This is a genomic window from Sphingobium cupriresistens LL01, from assembly GCF_001046645.1.
Taxonomy (GTDB): Bacteria; Pseudomonadota; Alphaproteobacteria; order Sphingomonadales; family Sphingomonadaceae; genus Sphingobium; species Sphingobium cupriresistens.
In genome coordinates this window covers 2,241,999-2,260,389 of sequence record NZ_KQ130434.1, presented here as the reverse complement: position 1 = coordinate 2,260,389, position 18,391 = coordinate 2,241,999, and the positions used below count along the sequence as shown (strand labels likewise).

Sequence of the window (18,391 nt, the reverse complement as noted above, 5' to 3'; positions counted from 1 at the left end):
CATGACGATAGGATGACGATATGAGGATGAATGGCGAATTGCGGGCGGGTCGCGCCCCTGACCGCCTTTAAATGGCCGACGCGGGCTTGACCGGGGCGGTGGCGGCCGCCAATGCAGGGGCATGGCTGAGGATAATTCCACCCCCGATACCGCAACCTTGTCTTTCGAGGATGCGCTGCGCGCGCTCGAAACGATCGTCCGTCGGCTGGAAAGCGGCGACGTGCCGCTGGACGAGTCGATCTCGCTTTATGCCCAGGGCGAGGAACTGCGCAAGCGCTGCGCCGAGCGATTGCAAGCGGCCGAAGCGCGGATCGCCAAGCTGACGGTCGACACCAATGGCGCGGTGACCGGCGCGCAACCCTTCGGCGCGGACTGACCTTCATGAATGGGGGCGGCATGAACGAGGGACGGAGCGCCTCCGCAGCATCGCTGGTCGCCAGCCGCGCGGCCAGCGTCGCGCAGGACATCGATGCCGCTTTCGACCGGCTGCTCGCGGTGCCCGACGACGCCCGCGCGCGCCTCTATGACGCGATGCGCCATGCGGCGATCGGCGGTGGCAAGCGATTGCGCCCGCTGCTGGTGCAGGCGGCGTGCGATCTGTTCAACATCTCGCGCGATTCGGCCCTGCGCGTCGGCCTCGCGATCGAGTGCATCCATGTCTATTCGCTGATCCACGACGACCTGCCGGCGATGGACAATGACGATATGCGCCGCGGCAAGCCGACGGTGCACAAGGCGTATGACGAAGCAACCGCGATACTGGCGGGCGATTGCCTGCACGACCTGGCGTTCGAGATATTGGCCGACGAGCAGACGCATCCCGATCCGTTCGTGCGGATCGACCTGGTGCGGGCCTTGGCCTTATCGAGCGGCCCGGCCGGCATGGCGGGCGGACAGATGATGGACCTGGAGGCGGAAAAAACCCGCTTCGACCTGGCGACCGTCACGCGGCTCCAAAATCTCAAGACCGGGGCGCTGATCGCTTTCTGCGTGGAGGCCGCCGCGATCATGGCGCGGTTGCCACATGAGGCGCGCACCGGGCTGCACGGCTACGCCCGCGACATCGGCCTGGCCTTCCAGATCGCCGACGACCTGCTGGACGTCGAGGGCGACGCGGCGCTGGCGGGCAAGGCGCTGGGCAAGGATGCGGCGGCGGGCAAGGAGACGTTCGTGTCGCTGCTGGGCGTGGAGCGCGCGCGCGAACAGGCGCATATGCTGGTCGAACAGGCCAAGGCGCATCTGCGCGGGTCTGGCGCGGAGGCCGACCTGCTGCGCGCCATTGCCGACTATATCGTGGAGAGGGACCGCTAAATCATGAGCAAGCAGCGTATCGGCGTCTATCCGGGCACGTTCGACCCGATCACGCTCGGCCATATGGACATCATCCGGCGCGGCGCGAAGCTGGTCGACAAGCTGGTGATCGGCGTCACCACCAACATCGCCAAATCGCCCATGTTCTCAGATGCGGAACGGCTGGAGATGGTGCGGCGCGAATGCGCGGGCATCGACACGGAGATCGTCGTGACCGGGTTCAATTCGCTGCTGATGGATTTTGCCGAATCGCAGAACGCCAGCGTCATCATTCGCGGCCTGCGGGCCGTTGCCGACTTCGAATATGAATATCAGATGGCGGGCATGAACCAGCAGATTAACGGCCGGATCGAAACCGTCTTCCTGATGGCGGACGTGTCGTTGCAGCCGATCGCGTCGCGACTGGTCAAGGAAATCGCGCTTTATGGCGGGCCGATCCATAAATTCGTCAGCCCGACCGTGCGCGACGAGGTGGCCGCGCGGGTCGAGAAGATCGGGCGCAAGGGCAGCTGAGTTATCCTCTTTCAGCCTGCGTTCAGTTGCCAATCGCGATCAGCGCGCTATCAGGGCGGCTTGCCCCGTCGGCCTAAGAGATCAAGGAAGTCCTACCCCATGCGTTTCACCTGCGCGCTCAAGACCGTTGCGATCGGCGTCGCCCTTACCGCGTCCGGCCTGGCCTATGCCCAGGGCGGCGGTGGTGGCGGCGAGGATGTGAAGAAGGCGGAAGCAGCCGCGCGCGCGCAGGAAAACGCCAAGTCGCTGGATACGAACCTAAAGCCCCAGCTGCCGCCCGCCACCGTGCCGGCCGATCCCCAGAATATCTGGGATCTGGACTTGTCGAGCGGCGGCCGCGTGCGCATTCAATTGCGCCCCGACATCGCGCCGACCCATGTCGAACGGATCAAGGAATTGACGCGCCAGGGCTTTTATAACGGTCTGAAATTCCATCGCGTCATCCCCGGCTTCATGGCGCAGGGGGGCGATCCCAAGGGCGACGGCACGGGCGGATCGACGCTGCCGGACCTGAAGGCCGAGTTCAACCCGATGCCGCATCTGCGCGGCACCGTGTCGATGGCGCGCGCCCAGAGCGAGGATAGCGCCAACAGCCAATTCTTCATCGTACTGCTGCCGCGGATGCAACTGGACAAGAAATATACCGTCTTCGGCCGCGTGATCGAGGGCATCCAATATGTCGATGCGATCGCGCAGGGCGAGCCGCCGGCCAACCCCACCGTGATCCTGCAAGCGTCGATCGAGAGCGACGGCAAGCCGCCGGTGACCGCCCCGGTGGCGCCAGCGCCCGCCGCGCCATCGATCCTGCCCGCTACGCCTGGCCAGTAAGGCGGCGTTCGCGCCGAATGAAGCCATGCGCGTAGAGCTGTTCGATTTCGACCTGCCGCCCGAAAATATCGCGCTGCGGCCCGCGTCGCCGCGCGATAGCGCGCGCCTGTTGCTGGCGCCGGGCAATGGCGCGATGGAAGACCATGTCGTGCGCGACCTGCCCGGCCTGCTGCGCGCGGGCGACGTGCTGGTGTTCAACGACACCAAAGTTATTCCCGCCCAGCTGGAAGGGATGCGCGGCGAGGCGCGGATCGGCGCGACGCTGCACAAAAGGCAGGGATTGCGGCAATGGCAGGCCTTTCTGCGCAACGCAAAGCGGGTGCGGGCGGGCGACCGGATCGATTTCGGGGCGGGCGTGACGGCGATCGCCGGGCCGCGCGACGAGGATGGCGGCGTGACGCTCGACTTCGAGGGCGACGAGCCGGTCGAGATTTTGCTGGAGCGGGCGGGGCGGATGCCGCTGCCACCCTATATCGCCAGCAAGCGTCCGACCGACGAACGCGACCGGAGCGATTACCAGACCATGTTCGCGCGGAAGGATGGGGCGGTCGCCGCGCCCACCGCGGCGCTGCACTTTACGCCCGACTTGATGGCGGCGCTGGACCAGGCGGGCATCACGACCGAGACGCTGACGCTGCATGTCGGGGCCGGCACGTTCCTGCCGGTAAAGGCGGACGATACCGACGACCATCGGATGCACGCCGAATGGGGGCGGATCGACGCGGCGACGGTTGACCGGCTGAATGCGGCGCGAGCGGCGGGCGGGCGGCTGATCGCGGTCGGCACAACATCGCTGCGGTTGCTGGAAAGCGCCGTCGACAAAGATGGGCTGATCCGACCCTTCGCCGACGAAACGCGCATTTTCATCACGCCCGGCTACCGCTTCAAGGCGATTGACGGACTGATGACCAACTTCCATCTGCCCAAATCGACACTGTTCATGCTGGTCAGTGCATTGATGGGGACGGATCGGATGCGGGCCGTCTACGGTCATGCGATCGAGACGGGCTACCGCTTCTATTCCTATGGGGATAGCTCGCTGCTGTTGCCGCAGCGCAGCGTTTAGGCGTTGCGCCTGCGGACGAGATTGACGGCGCCATAACCGATCGCGGCCAACAGGCCGAGCTTGCCGAGAGTTTTCGCAGCGCCCGATGCGGCATAGCCCAATATCGCGCCCTTGACGCCGCTGTCGCCATCCTTGCGGTCGATCGCGGCGCCGATGGTGGTGCCGATGAGATTCTTCATGGGGACTCCTTACACTATTGTCTTTCCTCAGCGCGCAGGGGCGACCGAAGTTCCGTGGCGCCGGGTCAATTGCGCCCATGAAAAAGGCCCGGCGCGGTAACCGGGCCTTTTACGTTTTCAACCAGCGGGATTAGCGATAGCGGATGCCGCTATAGCTGCTGCTGCCGGAGGTGTTGCTTGCGGCGCCTTCGCCGGTCCAGCCCCCCTGATCGCGGTCGCGACCGCCGAACAAGGCGTTCTGCTCGCGTTCGGTGCGCCAAGCGTCCTGCGCTTGCTCGGCGGTCTTTTCCAACGTCACCTTGGTCGCGTCGACCGACTTGATCCAGCTTGACGGGATAGAATGGTGAACGCCGCCGGCATCGCTGTCGCTCTTGGTCAGGATGATGCGGTCGCCGCGCAGCTTGTCGACGGTGCCGACATGCTCGCCGTCGCTGCCGACCACCTCATGATGTTCGCGCACCTGCTGTATCGCCTGGCGCTGTTCGCCGCGGCGGTTGCGCCAAGTGCCGAATTCGCTGTTGAAGCGGTCGCGATGTTCGCGCTGATATTCGGCATAGTCGCGGTCCAGTTCATCCACGCGCTGCTGGCGCCAGGCCTGGTAATTGCTGTCATGATGCGCGCCATAATCCTGCTGCGGGCCATAGCCATAGACGCGATCGCCATGGTCTTCACTGCCATAGCCGCTGCGTTCGCCGCTATAGGGGGTGAAGCCGCGGTTCGGCAGATAATCACTGCGGGAGGCCGATGCATAGCCCATGCGGCTCGACTGGTCGCGCGGGTCGCCATAGGGGCGGTTATAATATTCGTCATATTCGCGCCGACGCTCGGCTTCCTCATCGCCGAACCAGCTGCGGACCTCATCCCCGGCGCGGTCGAAGAAACCGCGATCTTCGAAATGATAATCGCTGGGCGGGCGGCGATGGTCGGGACCGCCGAACTGGCCGCGCGTCCCGTAGCGATAGCCGCGATCGTCGGGTCCATAATCGCCTGACCGGCGATAGCGGTCGCCGCCGCGATCCCAGTTGCTGCCATATCGATCATCGCCACCATAGCGGCGTCCGCCTTGGTAACCCATTGTCCTTCTCCTTCTGTTGTGAGCGACACCTGCGCGGCGTCCACGGGAGGTCAATGAGTGGAAAGGGGCATCGTTCCGGGCGTTACGCAGGGGTAATGTCCTGCCTGTCGGGCGCTCTGTCGCGCGCAAATCGCTCCCTTTCCGAACGGCTTGATCCAGAGCAGCCGCACATAAGCATTTTTGTGCAAAAGACGGTTGCATGGGCTAAATCGCTCGCTTATAGGCAGCGCTCCTTCGGGGGCCTTAGCTCAGCTGGGAGAGCGCGTCGTTCGCAATGACGAGGTCAGCGGTTCGATCCCGCTAGGCTCCACCAACCCCTTTCCAGGGTTGAACCGCAAGGACTTTACCGCTGGCGCATGACATGCGTAGAGCGGTTTCCATGACAATTGAAACAGATGCCCGTGAAACGGATATGGGCCGCCCCGCCGCCACGGTTGTCATCGTGCGCGACCGGCATGATGGCCCCCCGGAATTGCTGATGGTGGAGCGCGCGTCGACCATGGCCTTTGCCGCAGGCGCGTTGGTCTTTCCTGGCGGCGCGGTGGACGAGGGCGATCATGCGCTGGCGCACGTAATCGACCATGGGCTGGACCCGGACGAGGCGGCCGGGCGGATCGCCGCCATTCGCGAGACGATTGAGGAAAGCGGGCTGGGGATCGGCTTGACGGGCGCGGTGGACGCGGCTGTCGTCCTGCGGCTGCGCGACGGGTTGCATGACGGGCGGACGATGGGCGCGATGCTGGCGCGGTTGGGGCTGGGCATAGCGCTCGACGCGCTGACGCCCTTTGCGCGCTGGCACCCCGCGCCGTTCGAGCGGGCGCGGCGGGTGTTCGACACGCGATTCTATCTGGCGCGCGCGCCCGAAGGGCAGGTGGCGAGCGTCGATACGACCGAGAATGTGCGCCTGTTCTGGAGCAGCGCGGCGGATACGCTGGCGAAGGCGGATGCGGGTGAGGCACAGGTGATCTTTCCCACTCGCCGCAATCTGGAGCGGCTGGCGCTGCACGCGAATCTTGACGCCCTGGTCGCCCATGCGCTGGCCTATCCTGTGGAGAAGGTGCGGCCATGGCGGGAGCAGCGCGACGGCGAAACCCATCTCTGCATCCCGACCCATCTGGGTTATCCGATCACATCGGAGCCGATGCGGCAAGTCCGGCGTGTTTAGGACATGCGCCGACTTCACCTGACCCTGCGCCGTCTTGTCCTGCTGGGCGGCTTTTTGACCCTGATCTTCCTCGGCTACGCCTGGTTGCGGCAAAGGCCGCAGGATCTGCCCTGGACCGGTCTGGACCTGGGGCAGCCGATCGGCTTGTTCACCGGCCGCAAGCTGGCGGCGCTGACCGGCGACCGTGCGCAATGCCGGGCGCTGCTCGACCGGGCCGGGGTGGATTATGTCGCAATGGAGCCGGGCGGGGCGGACCAGTGTCGCTATGCCGATGCGGTGCGGTTTCGACCTGACGGTGATGCGATCGCCCTGGCGCCGGCCGCGGTAGCGCCCTCCTGCCCGGTGGCGGCCGCGCTCAAACTGTGGGAATGGCAGGTGGTGCAACCAGCCGCGCAGCGCATCTATGGCGCGCCGGTGCGCAGCATCCGCCATTTCGGCAGCTATAGCTGTCGGCGCATCTATGGCCGCAGCCGAGGCGATTATAGCGAACATGCCACCGCCGACGCGATCGACGTCGCCGCCTTCGTGCTGAAGGACGGGAGGCAGGTCAGCGTACTGAACGATTGGAAGGGAACGGAGAAGGACGCGGAATTTCTGCGCGCGGTGCGGGACGGGGCGTGCGGGCTGTTCTCGACCGTGCTGTCGCCCGACTATAACGCCGCGCATCGCGACCATTTCCATCTGGACCAGGCGGAACGGGGTGCGATGGGCGGACGGGCGTGCCGCTGACCTTTACTGGCCGAAGCCGGCTTCCCGCGCCAGCGTCACCGCCTCGCGCGCGGCGGCCAGCAAGGCACCGCTCTTGGCTTCGCATTCGCGCTGTTCGTATTCGGCGGTCGAATCGGCGACAATGCCGGCGCCCGCCTGGACATGCATGACGCCGTCCTTGAGGACCGCGGTGCGCAGCACGATGCAACTGTCCATATTGCCGTCCGGGCCGAAATAGCCGACCCCGCCGGCGTAAGCGCCGCGCGTTTCCGGCTCCAGTTCGGCGATGATTTCGCAGGCGCGGACCTTGGGCGCGCCCGATACGGTGCCGGCCGGGAAGCCAGCGAACAGGGCGTCGATCGCGTCTTTCTCAGGGGACAGACGGCCCACGACGTTCGAGACGATGTGCATGACGTGGCTGTAAAATTCGACGCTATAGCTGTCGGTCACGGTGACGCTGCCCGCGGTCGCCACACGGCCGACATCGTTGCGGCCCAGGTCCAGCAGCATCAGATGCTCGGCCCGTTCCTTGGGATCGGCGAGCAGGCTTTCGCGATTGGCGGCGTCCTCCACGGCGTTCTTGCCGCGGGGGCGGGTGCCGGCGATCGGGCGGATCGTGACTTCGCCGTCGCGGGCGCGGACCAGGATTTCGGGTGAAGAGCCGATCAGCGCGAAGCCGGGCAGGTCGAGATAATAGAGGAAGGGCGATGGGTTGATCCGCCGCAGCGCGCGATAAAGGGCGATCGGGGGCAAGGTGAAGGGGCTGGTGAAACGCTGGGCGATCACCACCTGGAAGATGTCGCCCGCGACGATATAGTCCTTCGCCTTGTCGACCATCTGCGCATAGTGGCCCGGCTCCAATACCGGGGTGGCCGTGACATCGGCGATATTTGCCGGGGCGGGGAGCGCGGGTAGGGGCGCGGCGAGGCGGGCGGCGGTGGCGTCGATCCGCTCCAGCGCTTCCTCGATAGCCCGATCCGCGTCGGTAAAGCTGCCCTTCCACACCGGGGCGACCAGATAGAGGGCGTCGGCGAGCCGGTCGAAGACGAGGATCACGGTCGGGCGCACGAACAGCATATCGGGCACGCCGATGGGATTGGCGGCGGGGCGGGGCAGTTTTTCGACCAGCCCGACCGTCTCATAACCGAAATAGCCGACAAGGCAGGCGAGCGCGGCGGGCAGGGCGGGATCCATCGCGGCGCGACATTCGGCCACCAACGCGCGCAAGGCATCGAGCGCGCCGGCGCTTTCGGGGACGAAGGCGTCGCGATCGGTCGCCCATTGGCGGTTGATTTCGGCATTCTGACCGTTGGCGCGGAAGACGAGGTCGGGGGCGAGGCCGATCAGGCTGTGGCGGCCTCGCACCGCGCCGCCCTCCACCGATTCCAGTAGATAATCGCCGCGATCGGGCTCGAACAGTTTGAGCGCGGCGGAGATGGGCGTGTCGGTGTCGGCGATCTGCCGCCGCCACACCAGCGCCGATTCGCCGCGCAAAAGCGCCGCGCGCGCAGTCTCTACGCCGTCTGCCGTCCCGCCGATCGCCGCCATCTTACTGCTCGCCGCTATTGGTGGCGGCGAGTGCGCTGCGGACCTGCTCCACCGCCTTGGCGTTGCGGGTGACGCCCAGTTCCTTTTCGATCGCGCGTTCGAATTGCTGCCCATATTCCTGGCCGACCACATCGGCGAGCTGGGTGCGGACCTGGTTCAGCAAGGCAGGCTGGTTCTTGGCGTCGCCGCGCTCGATCTTGTTTAGCTGGACGACGAAATAGCCGCGATCCTGGCCGATCGGCAGCGTCTTGACCGTGTTCGCCGCCATCGCAAAGAGGATGGCGACTTCGGCCGGGGGACGCTGCTCGCCGCGCATGATGTCGGCGCGGCGGCCACCCAGCACCTGCGGCGCGGGCAGCTTGACGCCGGCCTGGGCGATGGCGTCGGCCAGTTTCGCGCCCTTGGCGACCTTCGCCTGGATCTGCTCGGCCAGCGCCTTTGCCTTCAGATTGCCGGCATTCAGCTTATATTGCGCCAGCACCAGTTGCTTGACTTCGGCCAGCGGCGGTGGCGCGGCGGTGGTGATCTCGCCCGGCGCGGCGAGCGCATAACGCTTGTCCGCGGTGATCGGGATCAACTGCGCATCGTCGTCCGCGCTCATCGCGAAGACGGGGGCGAGCAGCGGCTGGATGTCGGCCGGGGCGGCATAGGCCCGGTCCTTCACCTGCTTGCCGGTAGCCAGCAGGGGCGGGCTGGTTTCCAGCTTCAGGCCATTATCCTTCGCCACTTCCTCGAAGCTGTCGCCATTGGCGATCGCATCCTCAATCTTGCCGGTGAAGTCGGACAAGAGCTGCTTTTCCTTCTGCGCGCGCAGCGCCGTGACGATCTCGCCGCGCACCGCGTCCAGCGGCCGGGCGGGAGTTTCCTTCGTCGCGGTGACGCGCAGCAGCAGCCAGCCGAGCGATCCGCGCACCGGGCCGATCAGGTCGCCCTGCTTGCCCGCGAACACGGCGTCGGCGACGCCCTTGCCCGCCGTGGCGGTCAGCGCTTCGCGGCTCTGGTCGGCCAGGGTCGATACGGCGAGGCCAGCGCCCTGGGCTGCGGCGGCGAGCGTCTTGCCGCCCTTCACCTGATCGGCGATCGCCTTGGCGCCCGCCTGCGTCGGCAGCACGAGCTGCTCGACGCTGCGGCTTTGCCTGGCGGCGTAGGCGGCCTTGTTCTGGTTGTAGCTGGCGCTGATCTCAGCCTCGGTCGGCTGGGCCGCCTGGGCGAAACGCTCGGCATCGACCACGGCGTAGCGGATGCGACGCTGTTCGGGGATGGTGAAGCGGCTGGCGTTCTTCTTGTAATAGTCGGCCAGTTGCGCGTCGGTCGGATTCTTGTCGTCGAGGAAGGCGACCGCCGGGATCGCCGCGACCGTGCCCTGGCGCGCTTCGAGCAGCAGCGAGGCGTAGGGCAGGACCATGCTGTCGGTCAGCTTCACGCCCAGGCCCACCGGGGCGAGCAGGTGGCGTTGGAGGATTTCGCGGCTGATGTCATCCCGCAGCGCCTGTTCGGTCAGCCGTTCGCGCACCAGAAGGGCGCGGAAATTGTCGTTGCTGAAATTGCCGGCGGCGTCCTGAAAGGCGGGGATTTGCGCGATCTGCGCGTCGACCAGCCGCTTGGAGATATGCACGCCCTGATCGTCGGCGAACGCCTTGAGCGTCAGGGACGCCACCAACTGGTCGAACACTTGGCGCGCGCCGCCCTGCTCGAAGAAATCGCCGATCTGGAGGCCGGGATTGGTGCGGCGCGCATTTTCGAACACGCGCTGCACCCGATCCTGCAATTCCGTTTCCGTGAGCTTGTAGCCGTCCGCCTTGGCCGCAGTCGCGCCGCCCCCCAGCGGGCTGCCGTAATTGCCGCTGGTGACGTCCCCCAGGATGAAGGCCGCAGCGATCACCCCCAGGAAAAGGATGGCGAAAAGCGCGCCGAATTTGGATCGGATGAAGCTGCGAAAGACAGAAAGCATGGGGGTTCCAGAACTACGGGCGTTATGGCGGCCCGCTTTAGGCGCGGATGCGCGCGGCGGCAAGGCTTGGACTGGACAAATGCGCGAGCGCCGTTCATCGCCTTATACCTGTGCCGGGACGATCCAAGGAGGCGCGGTCTGAAAGGCCTTTGGCCTGAAAGACCGTCGGGGATCGGCCGGGCGCATCGTGCGGCAATAATCACAAGGGACCAAGATTGATGGACAGGCGCAAGCTGGTTGTCGGCAACTGGAAGATGAACGGCCTGATGGCGCAATTGGGCGAGGTAGCGGCGATCGGCGCGCTGGCGGCCGATCATGGCGATGTGGAAGTGGGCCTGTGCCTGCCCGCGACGTTGATCGCGGCGGCCGACGGGCAGAAGGGCGGGGCCTTCATCGGCGCGCAGGATTGCCACATGCAAGGCAACGGCGCGCATACCGGCTGCCTGTCGGCGGCGATGCTGGCCGAAGCCGGCGCCAGCTGGACCATCGTGGGCCATAGCGAGCGGCGGCAGGACCAGGGTGAAAGCGACGCGGATGTCGCGGCCAAGGCGATGGCGGCCAGGGCAGCCGGATTGAACGTCATATTGTGCGTGGGCGAAAGCCTGGACGTGCGCGATGCGGGCGATGCGGAAGCGGTGGTTTCGGCGCAATTGCTGGCATCCTTGCCGGACGGCGCCTCGGCCGACTGGCTGGCGGTCGCTTATGAACCCATTTGGGCGATCGGCACCGGGCGCATCCCGACGATGGAGGCGGTCGCCACCATGCACGCCGCGCTGCGCGCCGCTTTGGCCAGCCGCATCGGCGGCGAAGCGGGTGCGATGCGCATACTTTACGGCGGGTCGATGAACGGCGAGAATGCCGCCGAACTGCTGGGAATCGCCGATGTAGACGGCGGGCTGGTGGGAGGCGCTAGCCTGACCGCGGCGAAATTCGCCCCGATCGTGGCGGCGGCGGACGGCAATTTGGCCGTGGCGGCTTGAGCGAAGGCCCAGCGATTTTTTCCATTCGGTCTGTGTGAAGTCGAAGCCTTTTACTGAGCGGAGCGAAGTGACTTCGCTCCGCTCAGTCGTGCCCTTCGACTTCGCTCAGGGCGATCGGTGAAAGGGTTTCGTGGAAGAGGACGAAGGTCGCACCCCTCATAGGTTGCCCCCACGACGCTTCGTCGCTATGTGCGCGCCAACGCATCCTATAGTACCGGACACCCCGTCGCATGTTCACCTTCCTTCTCGTCGTGCAGGCCATCATCGCGGCCCTGTTGGTCGCCGTCATCCTGATGCAGAAGTCGGAAGGCGGGGGCCTTGGCGTAGGCGGCAGCCCGGCGGGCCTGATGTCGGCGCGCGGCGCGGCGGATTTCCTGACCCGGTCGACCACGGTGCTGGCGACGATCTTCGTTACCCTGTCGATCGTCATGGCGGTGATCGCATCGGTGCGTCATGCGCCCAGCGACATCGACACATCGCTGGTCAAGCAGGCTCCGGCGACGCAGAACGCCCCGGCCCCCGCCGGTAACGCCGATCCGCTGGCGGGCGTCGCCAGCAATGCGGCGTCCTCGACTCCGGCGGCCAATGGCGCGGTTCCGCTCGCCAACTAAACCTTTCACCGATCTTTCGATCTTTTTTTAGCGTGCGTGGATTCGCGCGCTTGCCCTTTGTTGTTCCGAAAGGCTAAGCCTCTCCTCCCATGACGCGGTATATTTTCATCACCGGCGGCGTGGTCTCCTCGCTTGGCAAGGGCCTGATGGCCGCTTCGCTTGCAGCGCTGCTGCAGGCGCGAGGTTTCCGTGTGCGAATCCGAAAATTCGACCCCTATCTCAACGTCGATCCGGGCACGATGAGCCCGTATCAGCATGGCGAAGTCTATGTGACCGACGACGGGGCGGAAACCGACCTGGACCTTGGCCATTATGAGCGCTTTACCGGCGTTTCCGCGCGCCAGAGCGACAATGTGACGCAGGGCCGCGTGTACCAGACGATCATCCAGCGCGAGCGGCGCGGCGATTATCTGGGCGCGACGGTGCAGGTCATTCCGCACGTCACCGACGAGATCAAGGCGTTCGCGCTGGCCGACACCGACGATATCGATTTCGTGCTGTGCGAGATTGGCGGCACGGTGGGCGACATCGAATCGCTGCCCTTCATGGAAGCGATTCGCCAGCTCCATAACGACTTGGATCGCGGCCAGTCGATCTTCGTTCATGTGACGCTGGTGCCGTACATTGCGGCCGCGGGCGAGTTGAAGACCAAGCCGACCCAGCGCAGCGTGCGCGACCTGACCTCGCTGGGCATCCAGCCCGACATCCTTCTGTGCCGTTGCGAGCATCCGCTGCCTGACAGCGAGCGCCAGAAGATTGCGCTGTTCTGCAACGTGCGTCCCGAAGCGGTCATTCCCGCGCTCGACGCCAGCAGCATCTACGCCGTGCCGCATCAATATCATGCCGAAGGGCTGGACGCGGAAGTGCTGCGCGCCTTTGGCATCAAGGATGCGCCCACGCCCCAGATGGCCCGCTGGGACGACATCATGGATCGCCAGCAGAACCCCGAAGGCGAAGTGACGATCGGCGTGGTTGGCAAATATGTCGGCCTGCTAGACGCCTATAAGTCGCTCTATGAAGCGCTCAACCATGGCGGCCTGGCCAACCGGGTGAAGGTGAAGGTCAAGTGGATCGACGCTGAACTGTTCGAGAAGGGCGACGACATCGTCGCGAGCCTGGAGCCGATGCACGGCATCCTGGTGCCGGGCGGCTTTGGCGTGCGCGGGTCGGAAGGCAAGATCGCCAGCGTCAAATTCGCGCGCGAACGCAATGTGCCCTTCTTCGGCATTTGCCTGGGGATGCAGATGGCCTGCATAGAGGGCGCGCGGAACACCGCGGGCATTGCGGCGGCCTCCACTACCGAATTTGGCGATACATCCGAGCCGGTCGTCGGCCTCATCACCGAATGGATGAGCACCGAAGGCCTGCAGAAGCGCACCGCCGACACCGACCTGGGCGGCACGATGCGGCTGGGCGCCTATCCGGCTAAGCTGACCGGCAATAGCGTTGTGGCGGGCATATACGGCGCCAACGACATTAGCGAGCGGCACCGCCATCGCTATGAGGTCAATGCCGGCTATCGCGAACCGTTGGAAAAGGGCGGCCTGATCTTTTCCGGCATGTCGCCCGACGGCACGCTGCCCGAAATCGTCGAGCGGCCCGACCATCCCTGGTTCGTGGGCGTGCAGTTCCACCCGGAATTGAAGTCCAAGCCGTTCGACCCGCATCCCCTCTTCGCCAGCTTCATCGAAGCGGCGGTCAAGCAGAGCCGGTTGGTGTAAACAAAGGCGGGGCCGGAGTGGCGTCGGATACGGAAATCTTCATCCTGTTCACCCCCATCAAGTGACGGGATGGACTATCAAATGGTCCAAATCAAAATGCCGCCGGCGTCAGTTTCAGCATCCGGCCCTGCGATCCGTCGCCGCCATCCTCCAGCAGCCAGAGCGCGCCATCAGGCCCTTGCTCCACCTCGCGGATGCGGGCGCCCATATCCCACTGGTCGGCCTTTTGCGCCTTGTCGCCGTCCAGCTTCACCCGGACCAGGCTCTGGCTCGACAGGCCGCCGATGAACAGCGATCCCTGCCATTGCGGGAAGAGGTCGCCCGAATAATAGAGCAGGCCGCCGGGCGAGATAACGGGGTTCCAACTGACTTTCGGGGCTTCATACCCGTCGCCCGGCGCATGGTCGGGAATGTCGCGGCCGTCATAATGGCTGCCGTTCGACGCCTTGGGATAGCCATAGTTGAGGCCGGGCTTTATGAGGTTCACTTCGTCGCCGCCCTTCGGCCCCATTTCCTGTTCCCACAAGCGGCCGTCCTTGTCGAAGGCGAGGCCCAGCAGGTTGCGATGGCCGTAGGACCAGATGGCCGGGTTGAAGCCCTGGGCCGCGAGGGGATTATTCGCCGCGGGCGTGCCGTCGAGGTTCAGGCGCAGGACTTTGCCCAGCGTTGCCTTGGGGTCTTGCGCGGGATCGAATTTCTGCCGCTCGCCATTGGTGAAGAAAAGATATTTTCCGTCCGGCGAGAAAGCGATGCGGCCGGAATAGTGGCCGTTGCCATCGACATAGGGGCTGGCACGGAAGAGGACGGTTACGCCGTCCAGCTTCGTCGCGCCGTCGCTGGCTTGCGCGAAAATGCCCTTCGCCAGCGCCACGCCCTTCACCCCGTCGCGCTCTTCGGAGAAGCTGAAATAAACAGCCTTGTCTTTGGCGAAGGTCGGTGAGGGCGCTACGTCCATCAATGCGCCTTGGCCTGCGCTGTCCACTTTAGGGATGCCAGCGATCGGGATTTTGGTGCCGTTCTTGGGATCGAACAGGATCATCTCGCCCTTCTTCTCCGTCACCAGGGCGCGGCCGTCGGGCAGGAAGGTCATGGCCCAGGGCGAATCGAAATCGGCGATGACGGAGGTCCTGAAGGGCTTGTCCGCCGTGGCGGTCGTCTGGCTGCTGGCTCCTTCGCCCGAACAGGCGATCAGGATGAGGGGCAGGGCGAAGGCGATCGGGTGGCGCATCAGTGTCTCCGGCGGTTCGGGCGGTCGAAGCGTGTATCTTGGCTGCTAGAATGAGCGACAACGAATAATGTTGCAGATTTCCCCTGCTACGCCTATATCGCTCTTGCTTCCTTACATCGTTACACATGTCAGGGTCGCAAGCGAAACGCTTGCGGCGCTTCTAGGTCTGCGACATGGGGAAGCGCGCATAGAGTTTCTGGAGATTGCATGGCGGACATCGCCCTATTGACTGCGCTGATCGAACCGGAGGTGAAGGCCCTGGGCTTCGATCTCGTGCGGATCAAGCTGTTCGGGTCGGGCGACGAGCATACGTTGCAGATCATGGCCGAAGACCCCAAGACCAAGCAATTGGTCATCGAGGATTGTGCTGCCATTTCGCGCCGTATTTCCGACGTGATGGACGAGGCCGATCCGATCGAGGAAGCTTATCGGCTGGAAGTCAGCTCGCCGGGCATCGACCGGCCGTTGACCCGGTTGCACGACTTTATCGAATGGGCCGGCCATGAAGCCAAGATCACCGCGACGGAAATCGTCGATGGGCGCAAGAGTTTCCGTGGTGTCCTGAACGGGGTCGAAGGCGACAATATCCTGTTTACCGACGCGAAGAGTGGCGACGTCGTCATTCCTTTCGCGCTGGTTAGCGACGCGAAGCTGCTGCTGACCGACGCGCTCCTTTCTGCTACAATGCCGCTTTCCTCCGATGGGGCGGATGATTTTGAAACCGAAGAATAAGGGTTCATAAAGCCATGGCCAACGCCATTTCCGCCAATCGGGCCGAACTGATCGCGATCGCCAACAGCGTCGCATCCGAAAAGATGATCGACAAGGCGATCGTCATCGAAGCGATGGAAGACGCGATCCAGCGCGCCGCCCGCGCGCGCTATGGCGCCGAAAACGACATCCGTGCCAAGCTGGACCCGGAAACCGGCGACCTGCGCCTGTGGCGCGTCGTCGAGGTGGTCGAACTGGTCGAGGATTATTTCAAGCAGGTCGATTTGAAGGCCGGGCAAAAGCTGAAAAAGGATGCCGTGATCGGCGACTTCATCGTCGATCCGCTGCCCGCGATCGACCTGGGCCGCATCGACGCCCAGTCGGCCAAGCAGGTTATCTTCCAGAAGGTCCGCGACGCCGAGCGTGAGCGCCAGCATGAAGAGTTCAAGGACCGCGTGGGTGAGATCATCACCGGCGTCGTCAAGTCGGTCGAATTCGGCCATGTCGTCGTCAATCTGGGCCGCGCCGAAGGCGTGATCCGCCGTGACCAGCAGATTCCGCGCGAAGTCGTTCGCGTCGGCGATCGCATCCGTTCGGTCGTGCTGAACGTGCGCCGCGAAAATCGCGGGCCGCAGATTTTCCTGAGCCGCGCGCATCCTGAATTCATGAAGAAGCTGTTCGCGCAGGAAGTGCCGGAAATCTACGACGGCGTCATCACCATCATGGCCGCCGCCCGCGATCCGGGCAGCCGCGCCAAGATCGGCGTCATCAGCCGCGATTCGAGCATCGACCCGGTCGGCGCCTGCGTCGGCATGAAGGGCAGCCGCGTGCAGGCCGTCGTGCAGGAAATGCAGGGCGAAAAGATCGACATCATCCCCTGGTCGGAAGATACCGCGACCTTCGTCGTCAATGCGTTGCAGCCGGCCCAGGTCAGCCGCGTCGTCATCGATGAAGAAGAAGAGCGTATCGAAGTCGTCGTCCCCGACGATCAGTTGTCGCTCGCCATCGGCCGTCGCGGCCAGAATGTCCGCCTCGCCAGCCAGCTGACCGGCAAGGCGATCGACATCATGACCGAAGCCGACGCCAGCGAGAAGCGCCAGAAGGAATTCGTCAGCCGCTCCGAACTGTTCCAGAACGAACTGGACGTGGACGAGACGCTGTCGCAGTTGCTGGTCGCCGAAGGCTTTGGCGAGCTGGAAGAGGTCGCCTATGTCGAGATCGACGAACTGGCGGCGATCGAAGGCTTTGACGACGAGCTGGCCGCCGAGTTGCAGAACCGCGCGCTTGAAGCGCTGGAGCGCCGCGAGGCCGCTGCCCGCGAGGAACGCACCAATCTGGGCGTCGAGGACGCGCTGGCCGAGATGCCGCATCTGACCGAAGCCATGCTGGTCACGCTGGGCAAGGCGGGCGTCAAGACGCTCGACGACCTGGCCGACCTGGCCACCGACGAACTGGTGCAGAAGAAGCGCGTCGACCAGCGTCGCCGCAAATCGGATAGCGGCGCCGAGGACAAGGGCGGCATATTGGCGGCCTATGGCCTGTCGGACGAGCAGGGCAATGAGATCATCATGGCCGCCCGCGCCCATTGGTTCGAAGACGAGGAAGCCTGAGCCTTCATGTCTTTTATCGACACCCGCCCGGCCGGCCACGCGATCATCGCCGACGCCACCCGGTCGCTCATTGAGCGGCCGGAAGGGCCGGCGGCTGTCCGTTCCGCTTCTCTAGCAAGGGAGGACGCCCATGTTGCGGACACTCCCCGATGAGAGAATAGCGCTTCTCGACAGCGTCGGACTTGCCCTTTCATCCGTTTTGGCGGAGGGGCGCGCATGACCGAACGCAAATGCATATTGACCGGCGACCGCGCCGACCCCGAAACGCTGGTTCGTCTGGCGGTGGGGCCGGAGGGTCAGGTGCTGCCCGACATCCGCGCCAAGGCGCCGGGTCGGGGCGCCTGGATCGGCGTATCGCGCGCCGAACTGGAAACCGCGCTGGCCAAGGGCAAGCTCAAAGGCGCGCTGGCCCGCGCGTTCAAGGATAGCGATCTCCAGATTCCCGACGACCTGCCGGCCATGATCGAATCCGGGCTGCGCAAGACGCTGCTCGACCGGCTGGGGCTGGAAGCGCGCGCGTCGATGCTGCTGACGGGTTCGGAAAAGATTGACGTCGCCTGCCGCAAGGGCCAGGTGCGGTTGCTTCTCCACGCCGCCGATGCGGCGGCCGATGGCAATCGCAAACTGGACCAGGCGCTGCGCGTCGGACAGGAAGCCGAAGGCACGGATTTGGCGGGCATCGTCTTGCCTGTGGACCGGGACGCCCTATCTATGGCAATGGGGCGCGACAATGTCGTCCATATCGCGGTGACCGACTCGCGTGCGGCATCGCGTCTGCGCGGCGCCATCGGCCGCTTGGAAAGCTATCTGGGTTGCGCTAACGGGGCGCCTGTGCATGGGGAGCCTGACTCCGCCGATGTGCCAGGCGTGGTCGCTTAGGTTAAATTCGGATGTGAATTTGTTAAGGGCGCCGACGGGCCTTTCCGGTCGGAGCGGAAGTGAAGGGTTAAGTTCAGTCGTATGAGTGACAGCAAGGAAGACAAGCCGATTCTGGGCCGCAAGCCACTGGGCATCAAGCGGACCGTGGAATCCGGCCAGGTGCAGCAGCAGTTCAGCCATGGCCGCAAAAATACGGTCGTGGTTGAAGTGAAGCGGCGCCGCGTCCTGGGCAAGCCGGGTGAGACGACCGGTGCAGCCCCTGCGGCTGCGCCCCAGGCCGACCCGGCGCCGGCCGCGCCGCGCCCCG

The 18,391-nt window shown here is 65.0% G+C and carries 19 protein-coding genes and 1 tRNA gene; 15 read left to right on the top strand and 5 right to left on the bottom strand.

Translation table 11 applies throughout. The features are described from left to right. Positions 1-121 precede the first annotated feature (121 nt). From V473_RS10865 to queA, 5 genes are all read left to right on the top strand, one after another. The gene (locus V473_RS10865; protein ID WP_066603749.1) at positions 122-376 is read left to right on the top strand and encodes an exodeoxyribonuclease VII small subunit; all 255 of its coding nucleotides are present in this window, start codon (positions 122-124) and stop codon (positions 374-376) included. 20 nt (positions 377-396) lie between these two features. Further along, complete coding sequence (locus V473_RS10860; RefSeq protein WP_129925930.1) at positions 397-1,311, top strand: polyprenyl synthetase family protein; 915 nt, start codon at positions 397-399, stop codon at positions 1,309-1,311. 3 nt (positions 1,312-1,314) lie between these two features. Beyond that, positions 1,315-1,824, top strand: coding sequence for a pantetheine-phosphate adenylyltransferase (coaD, locus tag V473_RS10855; protein WP_066603743.1), 510 nt, complete (start codon positions 1,315-1,317; stop codon positions 1,822-1,824). A gap of 99 nt (positions 1,825-1,923) precedes the next feature. Further along, on the top strand, positions 1,924-2,652 hold the full coding sequence (locus V473_RS10850) for a peptidylprolyl isomerase (protein ID WP_066603741.1): 729 nt from the start codon (positions 1,924-1,926) through the stop codon (positions 2,650-2,652). Positions 2,653-2,677: 25 nt separating this feature from the next. Next, positions 2,678-3,718: a tRNA preQ1(34) S-adenosylmethionine ribosyltransferase-isomerase QueA gene (gene queA / locus V473_RS10845; protein WP_066603738.1), complete on the top strand. Its 1,041-nt coding sequence runs from the start codon at positions 2,678-2,680 to the stop codon at positions 3,716-3,718. Here queA and V473_RS10840 read toward each other — a convergent pair. Continuing rightward, the gene (locus V473_RS10840) at positions 3,715-3,897 is read right to left on the bottom strand and encodes a hypothetical protein (RefSeq protein WP_066603735.1); all 183 of its coding nucleotides are present in this window, start codon (positions 3,895-3,897) and stop codon (positions 3,715-3,717) included. The two genes, queA and V473_RS10840, sit on opposite strands and share 4 nt — an antisense overlap. Positions 3,898-4,027: 130 nt before the next feature. Further along, positions 4,028-4,972, bottom strand: coding sequence for a DUF2171 domain-containing protein (locus V473_RS10835; protein WP_066603732.1), 945 nt, complete (start codon positions 4,970-4,972; stop codon positions 4,028-4,030). 237 nt (positions 4,973-5,209) lie between these two features. Between V473_RS10835 and V473_RS10830 the strand changes: the two genes are divergently transcribed. The 3 genes from V473_RS10830 to V473_RS10820 all read left to right on the top strand — a co-directional run bounded on the left by V473_RS10830 (position 5,210) and on the right by V473_RS10820 (position 6,866). Beyond that, a tRNA-Ala gene (locus V473_RS10830) sits at positions 5,210-5,285 on the top strand. 66 nt (positions 5,286-5,351) lie between these two features. Further along, positions 5,352-6,137: an NUDIX hydrolase gene (locus V473_RS10825; RefSeq protein WP_066603729.1), complete on the top strand. Its 786-nt coding sequence runs from the start codon at positions 5,352-5,354 to the stop codon at positions 6,135-6,137. A 3-nt stretch (positions 6,138-6,140) separates the two neighbouring features. After that, a complete protein-coding gene (locus V473_RS10820) occupies positions 6,141-6,866 on the top strand; it encodes an extensin-like domain-containing protein (RefSeq protein WP_066603723.1) in 726 nt (241 codons plus the stop codon). A gap of 3 nt (positions 6,867-6,869) precedes the next feature. On the opposite strand, the gene trpE is transcribed toward V473_RS10820, so the two are convergent. Together trpE and V473_RS10810 are read right to left on the bottom strand one after the other, a co-directional pair. Then, on the bottom strand, positions 6,870-8,393 hold the full coding sequence (gene trpE, locus V473_RS10815; protein ID WP_066603720.1) for an anthranilate synthase component I: 1,524 nt from the start codon (positions 8,391-8,393) through the stop codon (positions 6,870-6,872). A 1-nt stretch (position 8,394) separates the two neighbouring features. Beyond that, positions 8,395-10,344 carry a peptidylprolyl isomerase gene (locus V473_RS10810; RefSeq protein ID WP_066603718.1) on the bottom strand — a complete coding sequence of 650 codons (1,950 nt, stop codon included), beginning with the start codon at positions 10,342-10,344 and terminating at the stop codon, positions 8,395-8,397. A 218-nt stretch (positions 10,345-10,562) separates the two neighbouring features. On the opposite strand from V473_RS10810, the gene tpiA reads away from it, so the two are divergent. From tpiA to V473_RS10795, 3 genes are all read left to right on the top strand, one after another. Continuing rightward, complete coding sequence (gene tpiA / locus V473_RS10805) at positions 10,563-11,324, top strand: triose-phosphate isomerase (protein WP_066603715.1); 762 nt, start codon at positions 10,563-10,565, stop codon at positions 11,322-11,324. A gap of 230 nt (positions 11,325-11,554) precedes the next feature. Next, a complete protein-coding gene (gene secG / locus V473_RS10800) occupies positions 11,555-11,935 on the top strand; it encodes a preprotein translocase subunit SecG (protein ID WP_066603713.1) in 381 nt (126 codons plus the stop codon). A gap of 89 nt (positions 11,936-12,024) precedes the next feature. Further along, complete coding sequence (locus tag V473_RS10795; RefSeq protein WP_066603709.1) at positions 12,025-13,656, top strand: CTP synthase; 1,632 nt, start codon at positions 12,025-12,027, stop codon at positions 13,654-13,656. Between the two features lie 91 nt (positions 13,657-13,747). On the opposite strand, the gene V473_RS10790 is transcribed toward V473_RS10795, so the two are convergent. Continuing rightward, the gene (locus tag V473_RS10790) at positions 13,748-14,884 is read right to left on the bottom strand and encodes a PQQ-dependent sugar dehydrogenase (protein ID WP_066603708.1); all 1,137 of its coding nucleotides are present in this window, start codon (positions 14,882-14,884) and stop codon (positions 13,748-13,750) included. 207 nt (positions 14,885-15,091) lie between these two features. On the opposite strand from V473_RS10790, the gene rimP reads away from it, so the two are divergent. From rimP to V473_RS24385, 4 genes are all read left to right on the top strand, one after another. Then, positions 15,092-15,616, top strand: coding sequence for a ribosome maturation protein RimP (gene rimP / locus V473_RS10785; RefSeq protein ID WP_066603706.1), 525 nt, complete (start codon positions 15,092-15,094; stop codon positions 15,614-15,616). 14 nt (positions 15,617-15,630) lie between these two features. Continuing rightward, a complete protein-coding gene (gene nusA / locus V473_RS10780; RefSeq protein ID WP_066603703.1) occupies positions 15,631-17,205 on the top strand; it encodes a transcription termination factor NusA in 1,575 nt (524 codons plus the stop codon). Positions 17,206-17,421: 216 nt separating this feature from the next. Continuing rightward, positions 17,422-18,084 (top strand): DUF448 domain-containing protein, encoded by a 663-nt coding sequence (locus tag V473_RS10775; RefSeq protein ID WP_066603700.1) that lies wholly within the window; start codon positions 17,422-17,424, stop codon positions 18,082-18,084. A gap of 81 nt (positions 18,085-18,165) precedes the next feature. Beyond that, a partial coding sequence (locus tag V473_RS24385; protein ID WP_244884375.1) for a translation initiation factor IF-2 associated domain-containing protein occupies positions 18,166-18,391 on the top strand: 226 nt, incomplete at its 3' end.

Coding starts and splice junctions, on each gene's coding strand:
- V473_RS10865 (WP_066603749.1), top strand. CDS start 122: ATGGCTGAGGATAATTCCACCCCCGATACCGCAACCTTGTCTTTCGAG.
- V473_RS10860 (WP_129925930.1), top strand. CDS start 397: ATGAACGAGGGACGGAGCGCCTCCGCAGCATCGCTGGTCGCCAGCCGC.
- coaD (WP_066603743.1), top strand. CDS start 1,315: ATGAGCAAGCAGCGTATCGGCGTCTATCCGGGCACGTTCGACCCGATC.
- V473_RS10850 (WP_066603741.1), top strand. CDS start 1,924: ATGCGTTTCACCTGCGCGCTCAAGACCGTTGCGATCGGCGTCGCCCTT.
- queA (WP_066603738.1), top strand. CDS start 2,678: ATGCGCGTAGAGCTGTTCGATTTCGACCTGCCGCCCGAAAATATCGCG.
- V473_RS10840 (WP_066603735.1), bottom strand. CDS start 3,897: ATGAAGAATCTCATCGGCACCACCATCGGCGCCGCGATCGACCGCAAG.
- V473_RS10835 (WP_066603732.1), bottom strand. CDS start 4,972: ATGGGTTACCAAGGCGGACGCCGCTATGGTGGCGATGATCGATATGGC.
- V473_RS10825 (WP_066603729.1), top strand. CDS start 5,352: ATGACAATTGAAACAGATGCCCGTGAAACGGATATGGGCCGCCCCGCC.
- V473_RS10820 (WP_066603723.1), top strand. CDS start 6,141: ATGCGCCGACTTCACCTGACCCTGCGCCGTCTTGTCCTGCTGGGCGGC.
- trpE (WP_066603720.1), bottom strand. CDS start 8,393: ATGGCGGCGATCGGCGGGACGGCAGACGGCGTAGAGACTGCGCGCGCG.
- V473_RS10810 (WP_066603718.1), bottom strand. CDS start 10,344: ATGCTTTCTGTCTTTCGCAGCTTCATCCGATCCAAATTCGGCGCGCTT.
- tpiA (WP_066603715.1), top strand. CDS start 10,563: ATGGACAGGCGCAAGCTGGTTGTCGGCAACTGGAAGATGAACGGCCTG.
- secG (WP_066603713.1), top strand. CDS start 11,555: ATGTTCACCTTCCTTCTCGTCGTGCAGGCCATCATCGCGGCCCTGTTG.
- V473_RS10795 (WP_066603709.1), top strand. CDS start 12,025: ATGACGCGGTATATTTTCATCACCGGCGGCGTGGTCTCCTCGCTTGGC.
- V473_RS10790 (WP_066603708.1), bottom strand. CDS start 14,884: ATGCGCCACCCGATCGCCTTCGCCCTGCCCCTCATCCTGATCGCCTGT.
- rimP (WP_066603706.1), top strand. CDS start 15,092: ATGGCGGACATCGCCCTATTGACTGCGCTGATCGAACCGGAGGTGAAG.
- nusA (WP_066603703.1), top strand. CDS start 15,631: ATGGCCAACGCCATTTCCGCCAATCGGGCCGAACTGATCGCGATCGCC.
- V473_RS10775 (WP_066603700.1), top strand. CDS start 17,422: ATGACCGAACGCAAATGCATATTGACCGGCGACCGCGCCGACCCCGAA.